Annotated in this window: 16 protein-coding genes, 1 tRNA gene and 2 pseudogenes; 6 read left to right on the plus strand and 13 right to left on the minus strand. The window is 47.2% G+C overall.

Features of this window, described 5'->3' with window-relative positions; genetic code table 11:
• The first annotated feature begins 854 nt into the window (after nucleotides 1-854).
• From ACJHX3_RS04360 to ghoT, 5 genes and pseudogenes are all read left to right on the plus strand, one after another.
• Nucleotides 855-4,784 carry an autotransporter outer membrane beta-barrel domain-containing protein gene (locus ACJHX3_RS04360; protein ID WP_024046188.1) on the plus strand — a complete coding sequence of 1,310 codons (3,930 nt, stop codon included), beginning with the start codon at nucleotides 855-857 and terminating at the stop codon, nucleotides 4,782-4,784.
• 102 nt (nucleotides 4,785-4,886) lie between these two features.
• Nucleotides 4,887-4,985, plus strand: a pseudogene (locus ACJHX3_RS04365) (hypothetical protein); the annotation flags it as partial.
• An 11-nt stretch (nucleotides 4,986-4,996) separates the two neighbouring features.
• Nucleotides 4,997-5,269 (plus strand): GNAT family N-acetyltransferase, encoded by a 273-nt coding sequence (locus ACJHX3_RS04370; RefSeq protein WP_000405647.1) that lies wholly within the window; start codon nucleotides 4,997-4,999, stop codon nucleotides 5,267-5,269.
• A gap of 228 nt (nucleotides 5,270-5,497) precedes the next feature.
• Nucleotides 5,498-5,794, plus strand: a complete 297-nt coding sequence (gene ghoS / locus ACJHX3_RS04375) for a type V toxin-antitoxin system endoribonuclease antitoxin GhoS (protein WP_001560287.1) — start codon at nucleotides 5,498-5,500, stop codon at nucleotides 5,792-5,794.
• 27 nt (nucleotides 5,795-5,821) lie between these two features.
• Nucleotides 5,822-5,995: a type V toxin-antitoxin system toxin GhoT gene (gene ghoT, locus ACJHX3_RS04380; protein ID WP_001173343.1), complete on the plus strand. Its 174-nt coding sequence runs from the start codon at nucleotides 5,822-5,824 to the stop codon at nucleotides 5,993-5,995.
• A 118-nt stretch (nucleotides 5,996-6,113) separates the two neighbouring features.
• Here ghoT and lysS read toward each other — a convergent pair whose 3' ends face one another.
• From lysS to aspA, 12 genes and pseudogenes are all read right to left on the minus strand, one after another.
• Entirely contained in the window at nucleotides 6,114-7,631 is a 1,518-nt protein-coding gene (gene lysS, locus ACJHX3_RS04385; protein ID WP_000003806.1) for a lysine--tRNA ligase, read from the minus strand.
• A gap of 236 nt (nucleotides 7,632-7,867) precedes the next feature.
• On the minus strand, nucleotides 7,868-9,325 hold the full coding sequence (dtpC, locus tag ACJHX3_RS04390) for a dipeptide/tripeptide permease DtpC (RefSeq protein WP_024045128.1): 1,458 nt from the start codon (nucleotides 9,323-9,325) through the stop codon (nucleotides 7,868-7,870).
• A 58-nt stretch (nucleotides 9,326-9,383) separates the two neighbouring features.
• A complete protein-coding gene (cadA, locus tag ACJHX3_RS04395; protein ID WP_001295383.1) occupies nucleotides 9,384-11,531 on the minus strand; it encodes a lysine decarboxylase CadA in 2,148 nt (715 codons plus the stop codon).
• A gap of 79 nt (nucleotides 11,532-11,610) precedes the next feature.
• The gene (cadB, locus tag ACJHX3_RS04400) at nucleotides 11,611-12,945 is read right to left on the minus strand and encodes a cadaverine/lysine antiporter (protein WP_000092909.1); all 1,335 of its coding nucleotides are present in this window, start codon (nucleotides 12,943-12,945) and stop codon (nucleotides 11,611-11,613) included.
• A gap of 365 nt (nucleotides 12,946-13,310) precedes the next feature.
• Entirely contained in the window at nucleotides 13,311-14,849 is a 1,539-nt protein-coding gene (cadC, locus tag ACJHX3_RS04405; RefSeq protein WP_001187195.1) for a lysine decarboxylation/transport transcriptional activator CadC, read from the minus strand.
• A 259-nt stretch (nucleotides 14,850-15,108) separates the two neighbouring features.
• A pseudogene (locus tag ACJHX3_RS04410) lies at nucleotides 15,109-15,268 on the minus strand (integrase); the annotation flags it as partial.
• Between the two features lie 197 nt (nucleotides 15,269-15,465).
• Nucleotides 15,466-15,541, minus strand: a tRNA-Phe gene (locus tag ACJHX3_RS04415).
• Nucleotides 15,542-15,647: 106 nt separating this feature from the next.
• Nucleotides 15,648-16,223 carry a transcriptional regulator gene (locus ACJHX3_RS04420; RefSeq protein WP_001188520.1) on the minus strand — a complete coding sequence of 192 codons (576 nt, stop codon included), beginning with the start codon at nucleotides 16,221-16,223 and terminating at the stop codon, nucleotides 15,648-15,650.
• A 36-nt stretch (nucleotides 16,224-16,259) separates the two neighbouring features.
• The gene (gene dsbD / locus ACJHX3_RS04425) at nucleotides 16,260-17,957 is read right to left on the minus strand and encodes a protein-disulfide reductase DsbD (protein WP_094308592.1); all 1,698 of its coding nucleotides are present in this window, start codon (nucleotides 17,955-17,957) and stop codon (nucleotides 16,260-16,262) included.
• Nucleotides 17,933-18,271 carry a divalent cation tolerance protein CutA gene (gene cutA / locus ACJHX3_RS04430; protein ID WP_000883400.1) on the minus strand — a complete coding sequence of 113 codons (339 nt, stop codon included), beginning with the start codon at nucleotides 18,269-18,271 and terminating at the stop codon, nucleotides 17,933-17,935. The genes dsbD and cutA overlap by 25 nt, the downstream gene beginning before the upstream one ends.
• Before the next feature lie 114 nt (nucleotides 18,272-18,385).
• Entirely contained in the window at nucleotides 18,386-19,687 is a 1,302-nt protein-coding gene (dcuA, locus tag ACJHX3_RS04435; RefSeq protein WP_000961959.1) for an anaerobic C4-dicarboxylate transporter DcuA, read from the minus strand.
• Nucleotides 19,688-19,804: 117 nt separating this feature from the next.
• Nucleotides 19,805-21,241 carry an aspartate ammonia-lyase gene (aspA, locus tag ACJHX3_RS04440; RefSeq protein ID WP_000069437.1) on the minus strand — a complete coding sequence of 479 codons (1,437 nt, stop codon included), beginning with the start codon at nucleotides 21,239-21,241 and terminating at the stop codon, nucleotides 19,805-19,807.
• 336 nt (nucleotides 21,242-21,577) lie between these two features.
• Here aspA and ACJHX3_RS04445 point away from each other — a divergent pair, with 336 nt between their 5' ends.
• On the plus strand, nucleotides 21,578-22,054 hold the full coding sequence (locus ACJHX3_RS04445) for an FxsA family protein (RefSeq protein ID WP_001267445.1): 477 nt from the start codon (nucleotides 21,578-21,580) through the stop codon (nucleotides 22,052-22,054).
• A 15-nt stretch (nucleotides 22,055-22,069) separates the two neighbouring features.
• Here ACJHX3_RS04445 and yjeH read toward each other — a convergent pair whose 3' ends face one another.
• On the minus strand, nucleotides 22,070-23,326 hold the full coding sequence (yjeH, locus tag ACJHX3_RS04450; protein ID WP_000015836.1) for an L-methionine/branched-chain amino acid transporter: 1,257 nt from the start codon (nucleotides 23,324-23,326) through the stop codon (nucleotides 22,070-22,072).
• Nucleotides 23,327-23,576 lie beyond the last annotated feature (250 nt).

The following is a 23,576-nucleotide window of genomic DNA, read 5'->3' on the forward strand; positions in this document are numbered from 1 at the left end:
TTTCTATCCTATGCAACAGAATCATCATTAATCCAGATGTAGGCCTGAAAAACAGGCTTGGCAAAGTCGATACCAATAACCCTGATCGTGTTCATGTGATGTTACTCTCGGATTAATGCAGTCAGTAAAAGTATGGCACTGACTGCATTAAGAAGGGACGTCCATCATATCCCGACGCAAACGCTCCCACCGACATCGCCATTGAGTACTGCACCGTATCGGTGAACTTGTAACTATTTCGTATAATCATTCTATACACATTTATTGGCTTGATGAGTCAAATACTTCTTCATTTCGGAGAGAAGTGTGTCAGGTGATACGTTAACTCGCCATTATCTACATATTTAGAGAATTACTCAAATAATAACGAATTATTTACCCATGTGCTCAATTAATCTTCGAATATAAAAACATCTACATGTTAAAAGCATTATTGTTTTCCAAAAAAATAAAAGAATACGATACAATAATGTTAACGCGCGGAATAAATGAAGAATTCCGCCGTACAATGATATAAAATATAAAACAATAAATGCAAAAACACTTAAACGACATATGATTTTGTTTATCTATTGATTTTATTTTTGTAGCTTTATCCTTCATTATGCAATGTGGGTATGGAGTCGTTATTATATTCCAAATACTCTTGGACGGCGCAATGCAATTTAATTATTGCAATGTAAATATGCTTATTACACTACTATGAAATCTGTATTGTAAATGTATTTTTTACAGGCGCGGGCTTAATTTTATTTTTCAACTGCAATTAATAAAGGAAACTGGAAGTTTATTTGTTAATAAAGACATAGTTCTATTGGTTTGTATTATGTTATAAACGTTATGGAGTCTTACCCGTGAACAGAATATATTCACTTAAGTATTGTCACCTTACTCAAGGGCTTATAGCTGTATCAGAATTAGCATCTCGAGTATCCTCTAAAACCGGTCGAAAACTTCTCGCTACATTTATAGTTTCCGCCTTGTCTTATGGTGCTGCTGAACATGCCTATGCAGCGCAGATGGATACCCGAAATTTCTGGATCCGTGATTATCTTGATTTGGCACAGAATAAAGGTGTATTTCAGCCTGGAGCATACGGGGTAAAAACGCCATTAAAAAATGGTGGTGAATTTAGTTTTCCTGAAGTAACGATCCCTGATTTTTCTCCAGTATCCGCTAAAGGTGCAACAACTGCTATTGGTGATGCCTACAGTGTTACCGCAAGCCATAATGGCACTATTCACCATGCCGTTAAAACTCAGACATGGGGACAGTCAGACTATCATTATGTTGATCGGGTGACCAAAGGTGACTTTGCGGTCCAGCGTCTGGATAAGTTTGTTGTTGAAACAGCTGGTGCAACAGAGCATGCTGATTTCAACTTATCAGCAGCAGAAGCACTAGAGCGTTATGGTATTGATTTCAATGGAAAGAAACAGATCATCGGTTTTCGGGTTGGAGCCGGAGCAACCGGTGTTACATCTTATGGGGTGGGACAGGCATACAATCCATTATTACGTAGTGCCTCCATGTTTCAGTTAAACTGGAACAATATGTTAGCCACGAATAATACAGGCGGATTTTATAATGAAGTGACAGGAGGAGACAGCGGTTCCGGATTTTATCTTTATGACAATCAGAGAAAAAAATGGGTCATTCTTGGAACAACATATGGTAAAGCATTCTCCAGTAAGGATACCTGGGCCTTTTTTGCTCGATATGATCAGAACACTGTCGACACCCTGAAAAATACTTTTACTCAGGAAGTGAATCTCAATGGTGAGAAAATGACAGTTAATAATAAAAATATTACTGTTAACGGTAATACAACCGCTATTGAACTGACCAAGAATAATAAAAATAAAGATTTAAAATTTCATGGTGGCGGGAACATTGAACTCACCGATAACCTGAATTCAGGATCTGGAGGATTGATTTTTGATGAGGGACAATATTATTCAATCACCGGGAAAGATAAAACATATAAAGGTGCGGGTATTGATATCGGAAAAGATACGGTTGTCGACTGGTCGGTAAAAGGGGAGGCAAACGATAACCTGCACAAAACAGGACCCGGTACACTGAACGTTAATGTGGCCCAGGGGAATAACCTGAAAATGGGTGACGGTACTGTTGTTCTTAATGCAGCAAAGGCCTTTAATGCTATCTATGTTGCCAGTGGTCGCGGAACGGTCAAACTAGGGCAGGCCGATGCGCTGGATAAAAATAGTGATTACAGAGGTATTTATTTTACCAGTCGTGGGGGGACTCTGGATTTAAACGGGTTCAGCCAGTCGTTTAAGAAGATTGCGGCAACTGATGTTGGTACCATTATCACCAATACTTCTGATAAAACAGCGACCCTTTCTCTACAAAACCTCTCCCGTTATGTCTATCACGGCAATATCACGGGAAATACGAATATCGAACACTCTGGGACACAGAAAAGTGCTGACAGTAGCCTGATTATTGATGGAAACATTGATACGCACAATGATATCTCCATACAGAATTCCCAGCTTCGGTTACAGGGTCATGCCACAACACATGCAATATTCCGCGAGGGGCCTCGGCACTGCTATGTCCCCGGAGTTCTTTGTGACAAAGATTATGTTGCTGATTTTGCCAAACTGGAAAGTGAGGCAAATAAGAAAAATAACAGTGCCTATAAAACAAATAACCAGGTGGCTTCTTTTGATCAACCTGACTGGGAAACCCGGCATTTCCGATTTAAGACTCTGAATCTGGAAAACTCAGAATTCACAACTGCACGTAACTCAGTTGCTGAGGGTGATATTGTCGCATCGAATTCAACGCTGAAACTGGGGGGCGACGTTCCGGTGTTCATTGATATGTATGATGGCATCAATATCACCGGTAATGGTTTTGGCTTCCGCCAGGACGTTCGTGAAGGACGCTCAGCAGATGATGGCAGTAGCAGCTATACGGGCAAAATTACACTGCAAAAAGGCTCCACGCTGGACATCAACAACCGGTTCATTGGCGGTATTGAAGCCCATGACAGTAAGGTAAACGTCACCTCACCGGATGCCCTGCTGCAGAACAGTGGTGTTTTCGTGAATTCCACCCTTTCTGTCCGTGACGGCGGTCATCTGACGGCACAAAAAGGGCTCTACAGTGACGGCCGGGTTCAGATTGGAAAGAACGGTACGCTTTCCCTGAGCGGCACGCCGGAAAATGGCGCTGATAAAACCTGGATGCCCGTACTGACATATATGACAGAAGGCTATGATTTAACCGGTGATAACGCCATGCTGAACATCAGCCAGCAGGCGCATGTTTCCGGGGATGTTCATGCAACCAGTTCATCCAGCATTCGTATTGGCTCCGAAAACCCTGGCTCAGTTTCCTCTTCTGTCTCCCCTGTTCTGGCTGCCGGGTTGTTCAGCGGATATAACGCGGCGTACTACGGTGCCATCACCGGCGGTAAGGGGAACGTCAGTATGAATAATGGCCTGTGGCAGCTGACCGGAGATTCCGACATCAACAGTCTGACGACCCGTAACAGCCGGGTACAGTCTGAAGAAAACGGAGCCTTCCGTACCCTGACGGTTAAGACACTTGATGCCTCGGGCAGTGATTTTGTCCTGCGCACTGACCTGAAGGGCGCTGATAAAATCAGTATTACGGAGAAAGCCAGCGGTTCAGACAACACCCTGAATGTCAGCTTTATGAAGAACCCGTCTCCGGGACAGTCCCTGAATATTCCATTGGTCAGTGCACCGGCCGGAACATCAGGGGATATCTTTAAGGCGGGCACCCGGGTGACAGGCTTCAGTCGTGTGACGCCGACGCTGCGTGTTGACACCACTGGCGGCAGTACGAAGTGGATTCTGGATGGTTTCAGGACGGAAGGCGATAAAGCGGCTGCAGCGAAGGCGAACAGTTTCATGAATGCCGGCTACAAAAACTTTATGACGGAAGTTAACAACCTGAACAAACGTATGGGTGAGCTGCGTGACACGAACGGTGATGCCGGTGCCTGGGCCCGTATCATGAACGGTGCCGGTTCAGCCGATGGCGGATACAGTGATAACTACACCCACGTTCAGGTCGGTTTTGACAAAAAACATGCGCTGGACGGTGTTGACCTGTTCACCGGTGTCACGATGACCTATACCGACAGCAGTGCAGACAGTGATGCGTTCAGCGGGAAGACAAAATCCGTGGGGGGAGGTCTGTATGCTTCAGCACTGTTTAACTCCGGTGCCTATATCGATTTGATTGGTAAATATATTCACCATGACAATGACTACACAGGCAACTTTGCCGGTCTGGGTACGAAGCACTACGGAACCCACTCCTGGTATGCTGGAGCGGAAACGGGTTACCGTTATCACCTGACGGAAGACACATTTATTGAGCCTCAGGCCGAACTGGTTTACGGCGCAGTGTCCGGGAAAACATTCAACTGGAAAGACGGTGAGATGGATCTAAGTATGAAGAACAAGGATTTCAGCCCGTTGATTGGCAGAACAGGGATTGAGCTGGGCAAAACCTTCAGGGGTAAGGACTGGAGTGTGACAGCCCGTGCCGGAACCAGCTGGCAGTTTGACCTGCTGAATAATGGCGAGACAGTTCTTCGTGATGCATCCGGAGAGAAACGGATCAAAGGGGAGAAAGACAGCAGGATGTTGTTCAATGTTGGCATGAACGCACAGATAAAGGACAACATGCGCTTTGGTCTGGAGTTTGAGAAATCCGCCTTTGGTAAATACAACGTGGATAACGCAATAAACGCGAATTTCCGGTATATGTTCTGACAAGGAGAGGCCCCTGAAGAGGGGCCTGTGTGATGTTACTCCCGGGTTAATGCAGCTAGTAAAGGTATGGCTCTGACTACCCTGGAAAGTTGTGCCCATCGCATCACTACAAATTCTGGCAATAGTGTACGTGGTAACGGCAAGTTATTTAACCTCAAACGTACGTGCCCGAGCGGCGCGCTGAAATACCGTCATAAATAAGCGAGGGTAAAATGGAAATACGCGAAGGCCACAATAAATTTTACATTAATGACGAACAGGGCAAGCAAATCGCTGAAATTGTCTTTGTGCCGACCGGAGAGAATTTAGCGATTATCGAACATACCGATGTCGATGAAAGCCTGAAAGGGCAAGGGATCGGTAAACAGCTGGTTGCGAAAGTCGTGGAAAAAATGCGTCGGGAAAAACGAAAAATTATCCCACTATGCCCATTTGCGAAACACGAATTTGATAAAACACGGGAGTATGATGATATTCGCAGTTGATGGGAGAGTACAGAGTCACGATATTTTTCATGCTCTCCGCGGTGTGATGCAGGAGAGTATCTGAAGGGTAGGGGGATGCACAAAGAATGGGCAGAGAGCGCGTTTTTTTGTCCCAAATCATCCCCTTTACTGAGCAAAAAAAAAAGAATATCTCCTATATGAGAATCATCGATCGGGGTTAATAAGTTTTGCGTCCCCAGAGCGTTTAAAATTGATAGGAGTCATATTATGGAAGGTAAAAACAAGTTCAATACTTATGTTGTTTCTTTTGATTATCCATCATCTTATTCCTCAGTGTTCTTAAGGTTAAGATCATTGATGCATGATATGAATTTCTCCTCTATCGTGGCTGATGAATATGGGATACCACGACAATTGAATGAAAATTCCTTCGCAATAACGACATCATTAGCCGCAAGTGAAATCGAAGATTTAATCAGGCTTAAATGCTTAGACTTACCGGATATTGACTTTGACCTCAACATTATGACCGTTGATGACTATTTCCGTCAGTTTTACAAGTAGCCAGGAAGGATAAGAAGAACATAAAAAATGGCACTATTCTCTAAAATATTAATTTTTTATGTGATTGGTGTGAACATATCCTTTGTCATTATCTGGTTTATCTCACATGAGAAAACACATATTCGTTTACTTAGTGCATTCCTGGTAGGAATAACCTGGCCAATGAGTTTACCAGTGGCATTACTTTTTTCTCTCTTTTAGGAGCTGTAGTTGAGTGGACCCGCTGGTTATCGTGAAACGAAGCGTCTCTCCTCAAAACTGGATTTGCGGAACGACGAACGAAGCAGTCGCCTGACTGCTTCGTTCATTAAAGTGAAAATTATTTCTGTGGGCGCATCGCCGGGAAGAGAATAACGTCGCGAATAGTATGACTGTTTGTAAACAGCATAATCATTCGGTCGATACCAATACCCAGACCAGCGGTTGGTGGCAGACCATATTCCAGCGCAGTCACGTAATCTTCGTCATAGAACATGGCTTCGTCGTCACCTGCAGCTTTAGCGTTAACCTGTTCCTGGAAACGTTCAGCCTGGTCTTCTGCGTCGTTTAATTCGCTAAAACCATTACCGATTTCACGACCACCGATGAAGAATTCAAAACGGTCGGTGATTTCCGGGTTAACATCATTACGGCGTGCCAGCGGTGACACTTCTGCCGGATATTCCGTAATAAAGGTTGGCTGAATCAGATGTGCTTCTGCCACTTCATCAAAGATCTCCGTCACAATACGTCCCAGCCCCCAGCTTTTCTCTACCGTAATACCGATAGATTCAGCTAATGCTTTAGCAGCATCAAAATTATCCAGGTCGGCCATATCGGTTTCTGGACGATATTTTTTGATTGCTTCGCGCATGGTGAGTTTTTCAAACGGTTTGCCGAAATCAAACACATGCTCGCCATAAGTGACTTTAGTGGTACCAAGAACCTCTTGTGCCAGGGTGCGGAACAGGGACTCCGTCAGTTCAATCAAATCGTGGTAATCCGCATACGCCATGTAGAGTTCCATCATTGTGAACTCAGGATTATGGCGAACAGAAATACCTTCATTACGGAAGTTACGGTTGATTTCGAATACCCGTTCAAAACCGCCTACAACCAGACGTTTCAGATACAGCTCTGGCGCGATACGCAGGTACATATCTAAATCCAGAGCGTTATGATGGGTAATAAACGGGCGAGCAGATGCCCCACCTGGAATTACCTGCATCATCGGGGTTTCTACTTCCATAAAGCCGCGCGCGACCATGAACTGACGGATAGCGGCCAGAATTTTTGAACGGACAACAAACGTTTGACGGGATTTATCGTTAGCGATGAGGTCCAGATAACGTTGACGATAACGGACTTCCTGATCCTGCAGACCATGGAATTTATCTGGTAAAGGACGTAGTGCTTTAGTCAGCAGGCGCAGCTCAGTACAGTGAATGGAAAGCTCACCCGTTTGCGTCTTAAACAGCGTACCGCGGGCACCGATAATGTCACCCAGATCCCATTTTTTAAACTGATCGTTATAAACACCTTCTGGCAGGCTATCTCTTGCAACGTACAGTTGAATACGGCCACCGACATCCTGCAACGTTACAAAGGAGGCTTTCCCCATGATACGACGGGTCATCATTCGGCCAGCAACCGAGACTTCAATGTTTAAGGATTCCAGTTCCTGGTTATCCTTCGCATCAAACTCTTCGTGCAACTGGTCAGAGGTATGGTCGCGGCGAAAATCATTAGGAAACGCCACACCTTGCTGACGCAGTGCCGCCAGTTTTTCGCGGCGATTTCTCAGTTCATCGTTAAAATCAATAGCCTCATTGGCTCCCCGTGTTTCTCGTTCAGACATTTTGGTTCCTCTAAATCCAGCTTTCAATTTAGCGTAGATAAAGAGACAGATCGGTACACTGTATTATCTGCCTCGACTATTAATAACTCAGTTTATCTTATCGAAACTAACGCTTACCTCAAGTTGATATCACTAATAAATAACCATCAAAATGGTTTAAATGACTTATTAATCTCGATTTACTAGTGTGATAAACTGAAAGTTAATTTATTCATAACTAATTGTTTTTGCGACAGTTAATCGTTGCTCTCCTGTATCATATTCGTCGGCGTGCTAAACAGAAAACGGGCAGCAAAGGCCAATACGACGATGATCGCGACACAAGCCAACGTCCACTCTCCCATCTGAGAAAAGAATCGCTGGTAAGCGGCAATTGCCATACCGCTAATTTGCGACTCTGTCGTCTGCTGTGCCACGACGCCTGCCAGCCAGTTGGCGACTGCGCCTGTTGCCAGCATATAAATACCGGTTAATACGCCAGACATTTTCAGACGCGTGATTTGCGCAATCGCCACCGGGTCAATAAAGAGTTCGGCAAAGCCCATTAGCGCCAGCCCGGATATCATCACGCCCATTGACGCTGGACCGTCAGCCGCTGCATGTCGGGCATCAAATGCCAGCAACATAAAGCCACAAGCCATCAGCAATAAGCCAAAGGCAAACTTCAGCCAGACGCGCAATGTCGAGTTGCCGTGGCTTTCTGGCGACGCCAGCCAGGCCAGAACAACCCCAGCGAGCATCACCGCAATTGCGTTCACCGACTGGAATAGTGCTGTAGGTACTTCAATATTGAATGCCTGACGATTCACAAAGCGATCGATAAACAAGCTGATGGTACTGCCGCCCTGTTGTGCCAGTACCCAGAACAACGTCCCGACAAACATCAACAATACAATTTGCCAAAGAGCACGGCGGTGTTCGGGGAATTTGATCATCATGCGGGCAATGATTTGTGCTGCAATGAGGCAAACGATCGCCAGCAAATATCCGGACCAGTCGTTCTCCAGCAGCAGGGTAAAAAATACTGGGGCTAAACAGAGCATCACCACTAACCAGCTCCATACTGGTAAGGCAAATTTGACGCTAGTGAGCGCTTTCTTATCCATACTACGCGTGGACTGGAAATGACGATGACCGCTTAAGAAAATCAACAAACCGATAAACATGCCGCCACCCGCAAGGGCAAAGCCAACATGCCATCCATACCACTGAGCAGCCAGGCCGCAGGCGATGGGGGCGGCGATAGAACCGATATTGCCCGCAGCATACAGCAGCGAAAAACCGCCATCACGTCGATGATCGTTCTCGTCGTAGAGCTCGCCAAGCAAACAGCTGATGTTTGATTTGAATAAACCGTAGCCACAAATAATGATTGCCAGCGCCAGATACAGGCTAAAGGTTGAATTTGTATCAATGCCCAGCACTACATGGCCAAGGGTCATTAACAGCGCGCCGGCAATTACCGCAGTACGATTGCCGAGCAGGCGGTCGGCAAGCCAGCCGCCGAGAATAGGGGTAACGTAAACCAGAGAAGCATATGCGCTGAACAGGCTGATGGCATGGTTATCATCAAAACCAAGCTGATGGGTGAGATAGAGAATGAGTAAGGCACGCATGCCGTAAAAACTGAAGTACTCCCAGATTTGGATCGCCACGATATAGTATATCGCGCGCGGCTGTGAGGGTGTTTTCATGTGTTCTCCTTATGAGCAAAAAAGGGAAGTGGCAAGCCACTTCCCTTGTACGAGCTAATTATTTTTTGCTTTCTTCTTTCAATACCTTAACGGTATAGCGGCCATCAGCCTGACGGTATGCACCGTGAATATCGGTTTCAAAGCCCGGATAGTGAGCGCCGATTTCACACAGCATCTGCAGGAACTCCAGAACCGGACGGCTTTCTTCGGTGATCATTTCACCCGGCATTACCAGAGGAACTCCCGGCGGATACGGAAGGATCATATTGGCGTTAATACGACCTACCATTTCGTCGAGGTAAACTTCTTCGGTCATACCGTGCAGCTCTTTCTGGAACGCAGCATACGGAGTCATTACCATCGTCGGCAGCACTTCAAATGCGCGATACATCAGATCCGGCAGATTGTGGTGAACAATCAGTTTGTGGATATTCTGAGCCAGTTCCTGAATACGCATGTTTTCATAGAATTCAGGATCTTCACGATACAGAGACGGCAGCATGTTTTTCACACGCAGGTTCAGGTCGAACGCACGTTTGAAGTCAGTCAGAGCACGCAGCAGGCTCAGTGCTTTGGTCTTATCGATACCGATGCTGAACAGGAACAGCAGGTTATACGGACCGGTTTTCTCAACAACGATGCCATGTTCGTCGAGGTATTTCGCCACGATGCTGGCCGGAATACCAAAGTCGCTCATGGTGCCGTCTTTTTCCATCCCCGGAGTCAGCAGGGTGACTTTGATCGGGTCAAGATACATGTGCTCGTTATCGATGTTTTTGAAGCCGTGCCAGGTGCTGTCAGAACGCAGCGGCCAGCATTCAGTCGTATCGATATGATCCGGCTGCCATACATCAAAGAACCAGCCATCAGATTCCGTTCTCAGACGTTTGATCTCTTTACGGAATTTGATCGCACGTTCAATGGAACCGTTGATCAGACGCTTACCAGCATTACCTTTCATCATCGCCGCTGCGGTTTCAGTGGACGCCACGATACCGTAGTGCGGAGAAGTGGTGGTGTGCATCATGTAGGCTTCGTTAAAGGTTTCTTCGTTTACGTCACCTTTAACGTGGATCATGGAAGCCTGAGAGAACGCCGCCAGCAGTTTGTGGGTAGACTGGGTTTCGTAAATCACTTTCCCTTCTACACGGCCACCGCTCATACCGCATTTACCTTCGTAAATCGGTGAGAAGTTGGTGTAAGGCACCCACGCGGAGTCAAAGTGGATGGATTTCACATCCAGTGTTTTCTTGATGAAGTCGGTGTTGTACAGCAGACCATCATAGGTAGAGTTAGTAATTACAGCATGTACCGGCCAGGTTGCGTTTGGTGTTTCTTTCACGCGCTTAGCAATGGTAGCGTGCTGGAATTCACTCTGTGGGATACCACCAAGAATACCGTAAGCGTTACGGGTCGGGCGGAAATAGATTGGCGTAACATCGCTCATCATCATCAGGTGGGTCAGCGATTTGTGGCAGTTACGGTCAATCAGAATGGTGCTGCCTGCCGGAGCAGAGTACATACCAACAATTTTGTTCGCAGTGGAAGTACCGTTGGTCACCATGTAGCTGCGGTCTGCGTTAAAGACGCGAGCGATATACTGTTCTGCTTCTTTGTGTGGACCACTGTGATCCAGCAGAGAACCCAGTTCAGATACTGAAATGGAAATATCAGATTTCATGGTATTCGGACCAAAGAAATCATAGAACAGGCTACCTACCGGGCTTTTCTGGAATGCAGTACCGCCCATGTGACCAGGAGTACAGAAAGTATATTTACCTTCACGAACATATTTAAACAGTGCTTTAGTCAGCGGAGGCAGAATAGTGTTGATATATTCGTCAGTGGTCTGCTTGATCTTGTTAGCAATATCTTCAGCAGCACCCAGCGCATATTCAAAGAAGCTAATCTGTAAACGCAGGTCATTCAGGCTTACATCGAGAGTGGAATACGTATTAGCGAACGCGTACAACGGCAGGTTCTCGTTCATTTTGCTAATTTCTTCGCACAGCTCGAGATTATATTTATCCCAGTCAAAAATAACGCCGCACAGACGCGCATTGTTTTCGATCAGTTTTAATAAGTCGTCACGGTCGTTCGGGTAAACAATCTGGAAGTTCAGACGTTCAAGCGCGCGATGAAGTTCACGGATGGGTTCTTCTTTAAAATAAACCCCCATGTGATTCAATATTGCAATAACGTTCATAGTCATATCTCCAGGTAAAAAAGGCCCCTCCCAACACATGGGACAAAATGAAAGGAGGAGCCTCGGAAAATACTTTTAATTAATGTGCGTTAGACGCGGTGTGGTTATCCATTGAGTGGCTCTGGCGCTCGTGCATTTTGCGAGCGTAGAACATCAGGATAATCAGGCTGACGATGAAGGTACCTGCCAGCTCGAAGGAGCTTGCGCCCATCAGCGCGATGAAGCAGAACACGCAACCCAGTACAGAGCAGATCAGGCTGACAAAGTTGCGGATGTTAACGCCTTCAAAACGAATCAGGTCAACGCAAGAGTAGAAGTACGGCAGCATAGTCAGCAGTACTGCGATACCGGTCAGTTCACCGAACAGGTCAGATGCTTTACCACCGGCAGAGTTCATCAGAGTGATGAGGATCATCAGGGCAGTCATTTTCACTGCAGCCAGCAGCAGACCTTTTTTTGGAATACCGTTGCTGTCGACTTCACCATAAACTTTCGGGAAGTTACCGTCGTTAGCGGCACGTACACCTGCCTGGCCTACCAACATCATCCAGGAGCCCAGAGAAGTCAGGCACGCAAAGGCGGTGAATGCAGAAACCAGCGGCGCAGCCCAGTTACCGAGGATAGTTGAAGCACTGATTGCAAACGGAGCACCGGAAGCCGCCATTACAGAAGACGGATACATACCGGAAAGCACCTGAGTCGCAGCGATATAAACAATACCTGCTAAACCAGTACCCAGCATGGTTGCCAGCGGAACGGTACGTTTCGGGTTTTTAACCATACCAGTACTTACAGCTGCGGATTCAACACCCACGAAGGCCCACAGGCAGAGCAGAATACTTTTAATGATCGCATGACCATCAGTGGTATCCGCAGTATTCCAGTTAGCTGCATAAGTTGCCGCATCAAACCAATGCCAGCCAACAATAGCAGTCATCACCACAGGAATAAGAACCAGCACCAGACCAATAGTGGTTAAACGGCTTACCCAGGTACCGCCGAGCATATTTACAAAGGTAAATACCCAGACGATAGCAATACAGGCGATACCCGCCGGAACAGGATCATTTAATACTGGGAAGAAGGTGGAAAGATAAGATACAGCGGTAATACCAATCGCCAGGTTACCAATCCAGTTAGCATGGTAATAAAGAACACCTGTCTGAAAACCAAATGCAGGAGAAATTTCTCCGGCATAAGCAATTGGGCCACCTTGTTGCGGGTTTTTTGTTGCCAGTCGGGCATATACATACGCCAGCGACATTGCACCAATAATAGAGATAATCCAACCCCAGATAGCAATACCACCGATACTTGCTAGGTTCGCAGGTAATAATGCAATACCGCTCCCCATCATATTACCGGCAACAACACCGGTACAGGCAAATAGCCCGATCTTCTTGGCAGAACTCATGCTCTTCTCCTAATTTCATTTTTGAATTTGGAGTCCGGGTCATGATGTATAACTATTTCCTGACCAGACCAAACTGGCGCTAAGAATACTCACGAAAAAAGGATTAATCCTAAAGATTAGGTGAAATAACACAAAAGTTTCTGTAAGTGAGAACTTGAGGTTTTTTATTAACACATCAGGATCGCAAGTTGATATCATGAAAAGATAAACATTCAATGTTTACAATGGATTGCGGGACATTTTCTGGTTAAATTTATGTAATAAAAATTATGCGGCAAATAAATTGCCGCAACATATTATACCAACAGGAACATACAAAAACTCAACAACAAATATTGCCGAGCATAAATCAACCCGGGAGTTACTTATTCTGAAGCGAGAAATTTGTCGAGATAAGGTACAACATAAGGAACAGAAGTCTGGAATATACCATTTTCAATCCAGTAAAGGGTGTTTGCCCCTGGGCGTAAATTAAAGGCGGTGAGATATGCATCAGCTGCTTCCCGGTTCATCCCCTTCATTTCATAAACCTTGCCAAGCAACACATAATTTAGCCAGGACATTTCAAGATCAATGCCAGTATTTATCGCCTGGTAAGACTCATCTGTTTTACCTTTTACCAGAGCACTGACCGCTTTTATTTGATATATAATGGACAGGTTATTCAATTCCGGCAGTGTAACAATGTTATCTATTTCTGTATTCAGTGCTGCTAATTGTTTTTCATCTAAAGGATGTTGAGAATGGCGCACGATATCAACTAATGCTTTTTCTGCTCTCGCGTAGGTAAATTCTGGGGATGATTGAACAATCTCACCTAATAATTCACTGGCACGGTTCAATGATTTATCATCGCCATGCAGTAAATAATCATGTGCCTGATAAAAATTAGTTAATAACGCACCACGATGAGGCAAAATTTGCTGGAGCATCTCCTGCATTCGTTGTGGCCACGGTTGGTTTAACGCTTTTGATAAACTCTCCAGTAAATCATTTTGAATCGCCAGCTGATTACCGTTAGTGATGACATAACGTTTATCCAGCATGGTTGAACCATCTGCATTGTCTACCAATTTTACCGACATAAAGCATTGTTGAGCACGGTATTGGCGCTGATTAACAAACGCAATAGATAATGTTTTACCGGAACTGCTCGGTTCATCAATGTTGTAGTTGATTTTGTCATGCACCATAAAGGTGGAGAAGGTGTTAAGTGATGTCGCCACCAAATCACCCACGCCTATCGCGTAAGAGAGCTGATACGGGGAACTCCAGCTGTTACAACTTTTATTTACCATATTAATGTCAATATCGCGTGGATTGAGCAAAATACGCGATTTGCTCATAGGAAGACGTGTATCAAGACTTGAAAACGCTACCAGTGCTACACAGATACCTAACGACAACAGGAAAAAAAACCATACCCAAAAGGTAGTGAATCGTTTGCTTTTAACAGGGGATTGTTCAGGTGGTGTTGCGGTGTTTTGAATGTTAAGACTGTGGGAGGGAGAAGCTGTGTCAGGAACCGCCTCTGGTATAGGGGGAGGCGAAGATAGCATTATTTCCTCTCCCTCTTCTTCGCTGTACCAGATAACCGGCACCATTAATTTATAGCCGCGCTTTGGTACAGTAGCGATATAGACAGGACTATCTTCATCATTATCTTTTAATGACTTACGTAGTTCTGAGATACTCTGCGTCACAACGTGATTGGTGACAATACTTCTCTTCCAGACATTATCGATAAGTTCATCCCTGCTAAGTACTTCGCCACTGTGTTGAGCAAAGAAAACCAGAAGATCGATTAATCTCGGCTCAAGGGTAAGTTGACGCCCATTGCGGCTAATTTGGTTTATGGACGGAGTAACAAGCCATTCGCCAACGCGAACTACAGGTTGTTGCATAATAGAAACTCATTCGAAAAGGGAATGATGCAATGATAATTGCCACAACCTATTTTTACCATCTATAGATGGGTTTATTTACATATTATTGGTGAATGCAAGACGTTATTTTTACCAGCCATAAACTTCTTGATCACATAGTATTACGAAAGGATTTTACTGAGAACCAGAAGTAATATTCCTTACCATCAAAATTCATCATCTTTGCCAAAGAAAAATGTTCAGAAAATAATCCATGGAAAATTGCCCGGAGCGCTTACTATTTTAATGGATTGTTAGTCTTTGCATGAGCAAGCGGACTGATACATTTCTCTTTGTTCTCATTCAGAAAATCTTATCAGTCGGCGTTCTGCCCGATGTTGTGCTTTATGGATGCGTTACGCTCCTGATGACGTCATTTGACGTTCAACAGCATCACGGGGCCGCACGACATTTCACGTCAGTCAGTGCTATAGCTCAGGAACACATTTCCCCGAATTGGGATATGCCCGCAAATTGCTGGTGATGTGGGGAGAATCTGGTTGAGTTCGGTAGAAATGATTTTTAGGCAGAACGCTTAAATTGTGGCGTCCTGAAACGAAAAACGGACCTCCGTGGAGGTCCGTTTATATGAATTTGGTGCCCGGACTCGGAATCGAACCAAGGACACGGGGATTTTCAATCCCCTGCTCTACCGACTGAGCTATCCGGGCAACGGGGCGCATTAAACCGTAATCTGCACATCTCGTCAACCTAATTTCAGTAAAAGCGATTCAACTGCTTAATATTGCGGCAAATCGCTTCTTTTCTGTGTTTCTGTCAGGTCAAAGCACCACCCTGGCGGCAGCGGGCGAAGCGCAGGATATCTTCCGCCAGCCGATGTGCGGTGTCGACATCCGCCTGGCTGCGATTCACCAGCATTCGGCTTAAACAGCCTTCCAGCACCAGTTCCATCTGCTTTGCTACCATCGCCGGATCGTCAACTTCCAGTGTGGTTAACAGTTCGTGGGTGAAATCGTAGGCCGCGCTTTTTTGCTGATCGGCCAGTTGATGAATAGGGTGGCCAGGATCGGGATAAAACGTACAGGCAGCGATAAATAGACAGCCCGGATAGCGGTTGTTTTTAACGCACTCCGATAACGCCTGATAACGTGCCAGCAACTTTTGTTCGGCGGTTTGCGTTTCGTCCAGCATCAGCTGACGACGCCAGACATCTATCTGTTGGCTAAGATAACGCAGCGCATCGTAGAGGATTGCCTCTTTGTCTGGCCAGAAGCGGCGTAGCTCGTCCAGTGGATAATCCACACGTTCAGCAACCATCTCCAGCGTGGTGTTGGCAATCCCTTGTAATTCTAATAATTTCAGGGCTTCTCCCAGTACATCTTCACGTTGCACGCTATTTTCCTCCGTCTTTCCCACTGCAAGTGTCGTTCACGGTTGGCGATCGCGCAAATGTGCGCTGAAGGTTTCAGCATCCATAAAGCCCGTGACGCGTGCTTGTGGATGCTCTTGGCCTTGTCCGTCAAAAAAGAGAATTGTCGGTAGGCCAAGGACATTAAGATGCTTTAACAGCGCCACATCTTGGGCGTCGTTGGCAGTGACGTTAGCCTGAAGTAAGACCGTGTCTGCTAACGCTTTTTGCACCTGCGGGTCGCTGAAGGTGTATTTCTCAAACTCTTTACAGGCGACGCACCAGTCGGCATAGAGATCTAACATCACTGGTTTGCCTTTGGCTTCAACGAGCGCCTGATTTAACTCATCTATCGTTTTGATTTGTGTAAAGTTGAGATGCGTCTGAGTTTGCGCGGTATGCGTCGCACCAAATGCCCAATCCTGAAGTGGGCGCACGCTAACCAATGCCGCTGCCAGCAGGATTATTTGCACCACGCGCATCCAGCCGCGTTTGGCCTGTAGGCTGGTGATAAAGGCCCAGCCAAAGAATGCGACACCAAGCGCCGACCACAAGCGTAATCCCCATATATCACCAATCACTCGCTCCAGCAGGAAGACCGGCAGTGCGAGGATCACAAAACCAAACGCGGTTTTGACTTGTTCCATCCACGGGCCGCTTTTCGGCAGCAGGCGGTTACCAAAGACGGTTATTAGCATCAGCGGCAGGCCCATGCCCAACGCATAGAGATAAAGCGTGCCGCCGCCCAGCCACATGTTCCCGCTTTGGGCGATATACAGCAGAATCGCGCTAAGCGGTGCGGTGGTGCATGGTGAACAGATCAGTCCGGCAATCGCCCCCATAACAAACACACCGCCAGGTGAGCCGCCCTGTTGGCGATTGCTCATCAGCGTGAGACGTGTTTGCAGCGAAGAGGGGAGTTGCAGAGTAAACAAGCCAAACATTGACATCGCCAGCAAGGTAAAGACGATAGCGAGGCCAATGAGCACGTATGGGTGCTGTAGCGCCGCCTGGAACTGTAACCCTGCGGCGGCAACCACCAGACCCAGTGCCGTGTAAGTCAGCGCCATCCCCTGCACATAAATAAAGGTCAGCAACAATGCTCTGGCAGTGGAGAGCCGCTGTTTACCGCCCAGCACGATACCAGAAATCAGTGGGTACATTGGCAGCACGCATGGCGTAAAGGCGATACCAATACCGATCAACAACGCCCAGAGCGCGGAAAAGGGCAATTGCGCGGTGGGCTGCTCTTGCTGCGGAACAGACACAGGCTGTGACGCTGCGTTGTTGGCGACCACTTCGCTTAACGGAACGGTTTTGGTTTCTGGCGGATAACAGAAACCGGCATCAGCACAGCCCTGGTAGGTGATAGTTAACGTCGCTCCCGCACTCGCCTGGTTGATGGTGACGGGAAGCGTCAGCCGATCGCGGTAAATCTCGCTTTTGCCGTAAAACTCATCTTCATGCCAGACGCCTTGCGGCAGCTGTACGTCGGCAATTTTCGCGTGTTCCGGCGTAATGCGGATCTGTTTACGGTAGAGGTAGTAACCGTCTTTGATCTGCCAGGTCAGATTAAGGTCATGTTGGTTTTGCTGAAAATCAAAAGCAAAGGCTTGATCCGCGGGGACAAATTGTGAACGTCCCGGCGCGTCGAATAATCCGGCAAAAACGGAAGTGCTGCAAAGTAGCAGGATCAGCGTAAAGATGCGTTGAGCCATGAGAGGTAATCTGTGTCTCCGTGTGTAACAGGTAAAACCAGAAGTTCCGGGGTTTGATATGGATGATGAGACTTCAGGCATTCCAGCAGTGCCTGCTGGTGAGATACGGTAGTTTTTAAAATCATCTGCACTTCGTATTCTTGCTCCAGCTTACCTTCCCAGTAATAGAGAGAGGTAGCGCCGGGAATCAAGGTCGCGCAGGCCGCCAGTTTTTCCGCCAGCACTTTGGCGGCTAAATCCTGGGCTGTCGCTTCATCCGGTGCCGTACATAGCACCACGACAGACGCGGTATTCGAACTTTTTTCATCAAGCATAAACACCTCGCAAGAACAGATGGAACCGCAAGAGAGAGGTCACTATACAACGGACGGGGGAAGGATGTTAGTCGGCGGGAAAGAAAGCGGGGCCTGAAGCCCCGCGATTGGTCATTACAGCATGAAGCTACCCAGCACGAAGCCGAAGCAAACGGCCAGGGCAACACCCAGAGTACCCGGGATGAAGAACGGATGGTTGAAGACGAATTTACCGATACGGGTAGTACCCGTGTCATCCATCTGTACCGCAGCAACCAGCGTCGGGTAGGTCGGCAGAATGAACAGACCAGACACCGCAGCGAAAGAAGCAACAGCGGTCAGAGGAGAAACGTTCAGTGCCAGAGCCATCGGCATCAGTGCTTTTGCGGTTGCAGCCTGAGAGTACAGCAGAGCAGAAGCAAAGAAGAAGATGACGGCCAGCAGCCACGGATGACCCTGAATCACTTCACCAGCGGTATCTTTGATCCAGTCGATGTTGTTGGAAACGAAAGTATCGCCCAGCCACGCAACACCCAGGATACAAATACAGGCGCTCATACCTGCTTTGAAGGTGCTGGAGTTGAGGATGTTGTCGGTATCGACTTTACAGATAACGGTGGTCAGAGTTGCAACGCTGAGCATGATGATCAGGATTGCGTTGGTGGTGTTCATCAGCGGTTTTTCAACCAGACCCATGCTTGGGCTGTTGATGATTGCATAGATAACCACGCCAACTACGCCCAGCAGGAATAGCCAGACGGACGTTTTTGCACCGGATTTGATTTCAATCTGCTTTTCACCGCGCAGTTCAACCAGGCCTTCTTCCAGACGCTTGCGATAAATCGGATCGTCAGAGAGTTTGGAGTTGAACAGCATAGTGACCAGGAAGGACATCACCAGAACCGCCAGCAGGGTGGACGGGATGACCACGGAGAGCAGATGGAGGTAGCTGATGCCATGACCTTCCATTACGGAAGACATGTAAACCACTGCTGCTGAGATTGGCGATGCGGTGATCGCAATCTGCGCGGATACCACTGCAGTAGACAGCGGACGGCAAGGTTTAACGCCTTGTTCCTTCGCAACTTCAGCGATAACTGGCAGTGTCGCCAGAGAGATGTTGCCAGTACCAGCAAAGATTGTCAGGAAATAGGTCACGATCGGCGCGAGGATCGTGATGTATTTCGGGTTACGGCGCAGCAGCTTTTCTGTCTGATGAACCAGATAGTCCAGACCGCCAGCAACCTGCATGGCAGAAATAGCGGCGATAACCGCCATGATAATGGAAATGACATCGAACGGGATGTTACCGGGTTTAACGCCAATAGCGGCAAGAACCAGCACCCCCAATCCGCCTGCAAAACCAATACCTATTCCCCCCAATCTGGCGCCCAAGAAGATCGCCAGCAAAACTATGATGAGTTCTACAACTAGCATATTAGCCTTCCTTGTTTTTTAACAAGTTGATATTAGATTGTTATTTTTAAGTTACTGCTCACAAGAAAAAAGGCACGTCATCTGACGTGCCTTCTCTATTTGTACTACCCTGTACGATTACTGTTCGCTTTCATCAGTATAGCGTTTTGCTTTGTAAGCCGGGTGCATCAGATTCTGTACGGAGAAAATATCGTCAAGTTCCGCTTCAGTCAACAGACCGCGTTCCAGAACGACTTCACGTACACTCTTACCGGTTTCGGCACAGATTTTACCCACGATGTCACCGTTGTGGTGACCGATGAACGGGTTCAGGTAAGTAACGATACCGATAGAGTTGTAAACGTAACCTTCGCACACTTCTTTGTTAGCAGTGATGCCGTTAATGCATTTTTCCAGCAGGTTGTAGCAAGCGTTGGTCAGAATGTGAACGGATTCGAACATAGCCTGGCCAATGACCGGCTCCATAACGTTCAACTGCAGCTGACCTGCTTCTGCTGCCATGGTAACAGTGGTGTCGTTACCGATGACTTTGAAGCATACCTGGTTAACCACTTCCGGAACAACCGGGTTTACTTTAGCTGGCATGATGGAAGAGCCCGCCTGCAGTTCCGGCAGGTTGATCTCGTTCAGGCCGGCACGTGGGCCAGAAGAGAGCAAGCGCAGGTCGTTACAGATTTTGGACATCTTCACAGCCAGGCGTTTCAGCGCGCCGTGAACCATAACATAAGCGCCGCAGTCAGAGGTCGCTTCGATCAGGTCTTCAGCCGGTACGCATGGGAAGCCAGTGACTTCAGCCAGTTTTTTCACTGCCAGCGGAGAGTACTCTTTCGGCGTGTTCAGACCAGTACCGATTGCTGTTGCGCCAAGGTTAACTTCCAGCAGCAGCTCAGCGGTACGTTGGATATTTTTCACTTCTTCTTTCAGCAGGATGCTGAAAGCGCGGAATTCCTGACCGAGGGTCATCGGTACTGCGTCCTGCAGCTGGGTACGACCCATTTTCAGGATGTCCTGGAATTCGACAGCTTTACGTTCAAAGCCTTCACGCAGTTGGTTAATCGCATCTACCAGCTTAATCAGGGAAGAGTAAACTGCGATACGGAAACCGGTCGGGTAGGCGTCGTTAGTGGACTGACATTTGTTAACATGGTCGTTCGGGTTCAGGTACTGATATTCACCTTTCTGGTGACCCATCAGTTCCAGACCGATATTGGCCAGCACTTCGTTGGTGTTCATGTTTACGGAAGTACCTGCGCCGCCCTGGTAGACGTCTACCGGGAACTGATCCATGCATTTTCCGTTGTTCAGGACTTCATCACATGCGGCAATGATGGCATTCGCTACACTTTTAGGAATGGTTTGCAGCTCTTTGTTTGCCATAGCTGCGGCTTTTTTAACCATTACCATACCGCGAACAAATTCAGGAATATCACTGATTTTGTTGTTGCTGATATAGAAGTTTTCAATCGCTCTCAGAGTGTGAACACCATAGTAGGCATCAGCTGGAACTTCCCTGGTACCCAACAGATCTTCTTCGATACGAATGTTGTTTGACATGTGAACCTTCTTTTTCAAGCTGCCAATGATTTGCTTTAAACACACAGAATATATGTGGTTTCGAATGTTTTTCGACCGACGATTATCCCCTGCATCGACCGAATACCCGAGATCATATGCTGCTTGAGGATTTCTACCGTAATCTGGATCACTTTAAGTGTCGGTTTTTACCCCTTAATTATTAATTTGTGAAATAGATCACCGCTTTGGGATTACTACCAAAAATAGTTGCGCAAACATCTTGAAATTTTGCTAACGACCACAATATAAGCTGAACGCGATTCGCAACCCATTCAGGTAGCCGGGGTTAACCGGCTGCTATTACAGGAGAAACCTTTGCGCTGGTTACCTTTTATTGCCATTTTCCTTTATGTCTATATTGAGATTTCAATCTTTATTCAGGTTGCCCATGTATTGGGGGTATTGCTGACCCTCGTGCTGGTTATATTCACGTCAGTTATCGGTATGTCACTGGTACGCAACCAGGGCTTTAAGAATTTCGTGCTGATGCAGCAAAAAATGGCGGCGGGTGAAAACCCAGCGGCGGAGATGATTAAAAGTGTTTCGCTGATCATTGCCGGTTTGCTGCTTTTATTACCTGGCTTTTTCACCGACTTCCTCGGTCTTCTGCTTTTATTGCCGCCGGTGCAAAAGCATCTGACAGTGAAGTTGATGCCGCATTTGCGCTTTTCTCGCATGCCAGGCGGCGGTTTTAGCGCCGGGACTGGTGGCGGTAATACTTTTGATGGTGAGTACCAGCGAAAGGATGATGACCGCGACCGCCTTGATCATAAAGACGATCGCCAGGATTAATGCCGAAACGCCGGATTATGTGGTTATGCCATTTTCCGGCGTTTTTCGTTTAGGCAGAAACAGCCATAACCCCGCCAGCATGATCAGCGCATAGAGACTTTTCCAGCCGACCATTGCCAGTAACAGAACGCATAACAGCCCGCCAACCACCGCCAGTAGTCGATAACGTCCTTGCAATAATTTACAGCCTGCCAGCATGCATAACAGATAAATCATAATAAAGATGCCATTGGCATAGATGATAAGTGCGTCCAGATTGATCTCTAAAGCATGAATCACCAACGTGCTCACCACGCAGCAGCCGAGCACCGCATTGAGGGCATTATTCGGGATATGACGAGAAGAGAGGCGTGCCAGGTAGTGGTCAGGATTATGTTGCGCCTGCGACCAGACCAGACGGGCGAAGCTCTGTATATAAATGTTGAGACTGGCAAAGCAGGCCAGATAGCCAATCACGCAGGCAATCCATAACGCTCCTACACCGAACAACTGCACTACAATTTTTGGAAGCGATGCTGCCGCCGCCATTTTTTCACCATAGGCGTCGAAGTGTAAGACGACTACCGTACAGCCCCAGTAGACTAATCCTGCCAGCAGCAGACCAATCATCAAAGCACGAGGAAAATCACGCTCTGGATTTTTAAATTCCGAGGCAAGATGGGCAAATGCCTCCAGACCGACAAAGCACCAGAACATCACTGATAACGCAGCAAATAACCCGGTAAGTTCGATATTACCAGGTGCAGGGAAGGGGATATTCGCAGGTTTGATATCGCCCGCCCACCAGATAGCGACAATCAGCGCGACGATAAGTCCGGCAATAACGGTTTGTAGATTAGCACTGGAACTAGCACCGCGAGTACCGATATACCACACCAGCGCCAGCGTACCGAGTTCTGCCAACAACAGTTGCCAGCTATGCCAGCCAAACATTGCCTGGCCGAACCCGGCGGCAATTTGTAGCGCGGCAGGCAAACCCACGGGAATGACCGATAAAAACAACCAGCCGGTGACTCGCTCAAGCCGCGAACCAAACGCCATACCGACGAAGTGCGCGACACCGCCTGCGCTGGGATAGTGGCGACCCAGAATCGCAAACACAATCGCAATCGGGAACACTAAGATAATCAAAACAGGCCACGCCCACAGGCTGTTATTGCCCGCTACCAGTGCAGCTAACGCAGGAACGGCAAACACGCCAGTGCCTAATAATGACGTCGATAGCAGGCCAATGCCCTGGGCCAGCCCCAGTTCTTGTTTGAGTCCACTCATGGGTTGATGTCCGATTGCGCCCAAATTATGGGCAACTGCGTAGATTTTCGATGGTAGCACAATCAGATTCGCTTATGACGGTGATGAAGAAATTGCGATGAAATGTGAGGTGAATCAGGGTTTTCACCCGATTTTGTGCTGATCAGAATTTTTTTTCTTTTTCCCCCTTGAATGGGCGAAGCCTCATCCCCATTTCTCTGGTCACCAGCCGGGAAACCACGTAAGCTCCGGCGTCACCCATAACAGATAC

The sequence above is a fragment of the Escherichia sp. WS1265 genome, assembly GCF_046487585.1.
GTDB lineage: Bacteria > Pseudomonadota > Gammaproteobacteria > Enterobacterales > Enterobacteriaceae > Escherichia > Escherichia coli.

Bases quoted from the DNA above. Each gene is read 5' to 3' on its own strand.
- ACJHX3_RS04370 (WP_000405647.1), top strand. From the start codon at position 4,997: ATGGAAATACGCGAAGGCCACAATAAATTTTACATTAATGACGAACAG.
- ghoS (WP_001560287.1), top strand. From the start codon at position 5,498: ATGGAAGGTAAAAACAAGTTCAATACTTATGTTGTTTCTTTTGATTAT.
- ghoT (WP_001173343.1), top strand. From the start codon at position 5,822: ATGGCACTATTCTCTAAAATATTAATTTTTTATGTGATTGGTGTGAAC.
- lysS (WP_000003806.1), bottom strand. From the start codon at position 7,631: ATGTCTGAACGAGAAACACGGGGAGCCAATGAGGCTATTGATTTTAAC.
- dtpC (WP_024045128.1), bottom strand. From the start codon at position 9,325: ATGAAAACACCCTCACAGCCGCGCGCGATATACTATATCGTGGCGATC.
- cadA (WP_001295383.1), bottom strand. From the start codon at position 11,531: ATGAACGTTATTGCAATATTGAATCACATGGGGGTTTATTTTAAAGAA.
- cadB (WP_000092909.1), bottom strand. From the start codon at position 12,945: ATGAGTTCTGCCAAGAAGATCGGGCTATTTGCCTGTACCGGTGTTGTT.
- cadC (WP_001187195.1), bottom strand. From the start codon at position 14,849: ATGCAACAACCTGTAGTTCGCGTTGGCGAATGGCTTGTTACTCCGTCC.
- dsbD (WP_094308592.1), bottom strand. From the start codon at position 17,957: ATGGCTCAACGCATCTTTACGCTGATCCTGCTACTTTGCAGCACTTCC.
- cutA (WP_000883400.1), bottom strand. From the start codon at position 18,271: ATGCTTGATGAAAAAAGTTCGAATACCGCGTCTGTCGTGGTGCTATGT.
- dcuA (WP_000961959.1), bottom strand. From the start codon at position 19,687: ATGCTAGTTGTAGAACTCATCATAGTTTTGCTGGCGATCTTCTTGGGC.
- aspA (WP_000069437.1), bottom strand. From the start codon at position 21,241: ATGTCAAACAACATTCGTATCGAAGAAGATCTGTTGGGTACCAGGGAA.
- yjeH (WP_000015836.1), bottom strand. From the start codon at position 23,326: ATGAGTGGACTCAAACAAGAACTGGGGCTGGCCCAGGGCATTGGCCTG.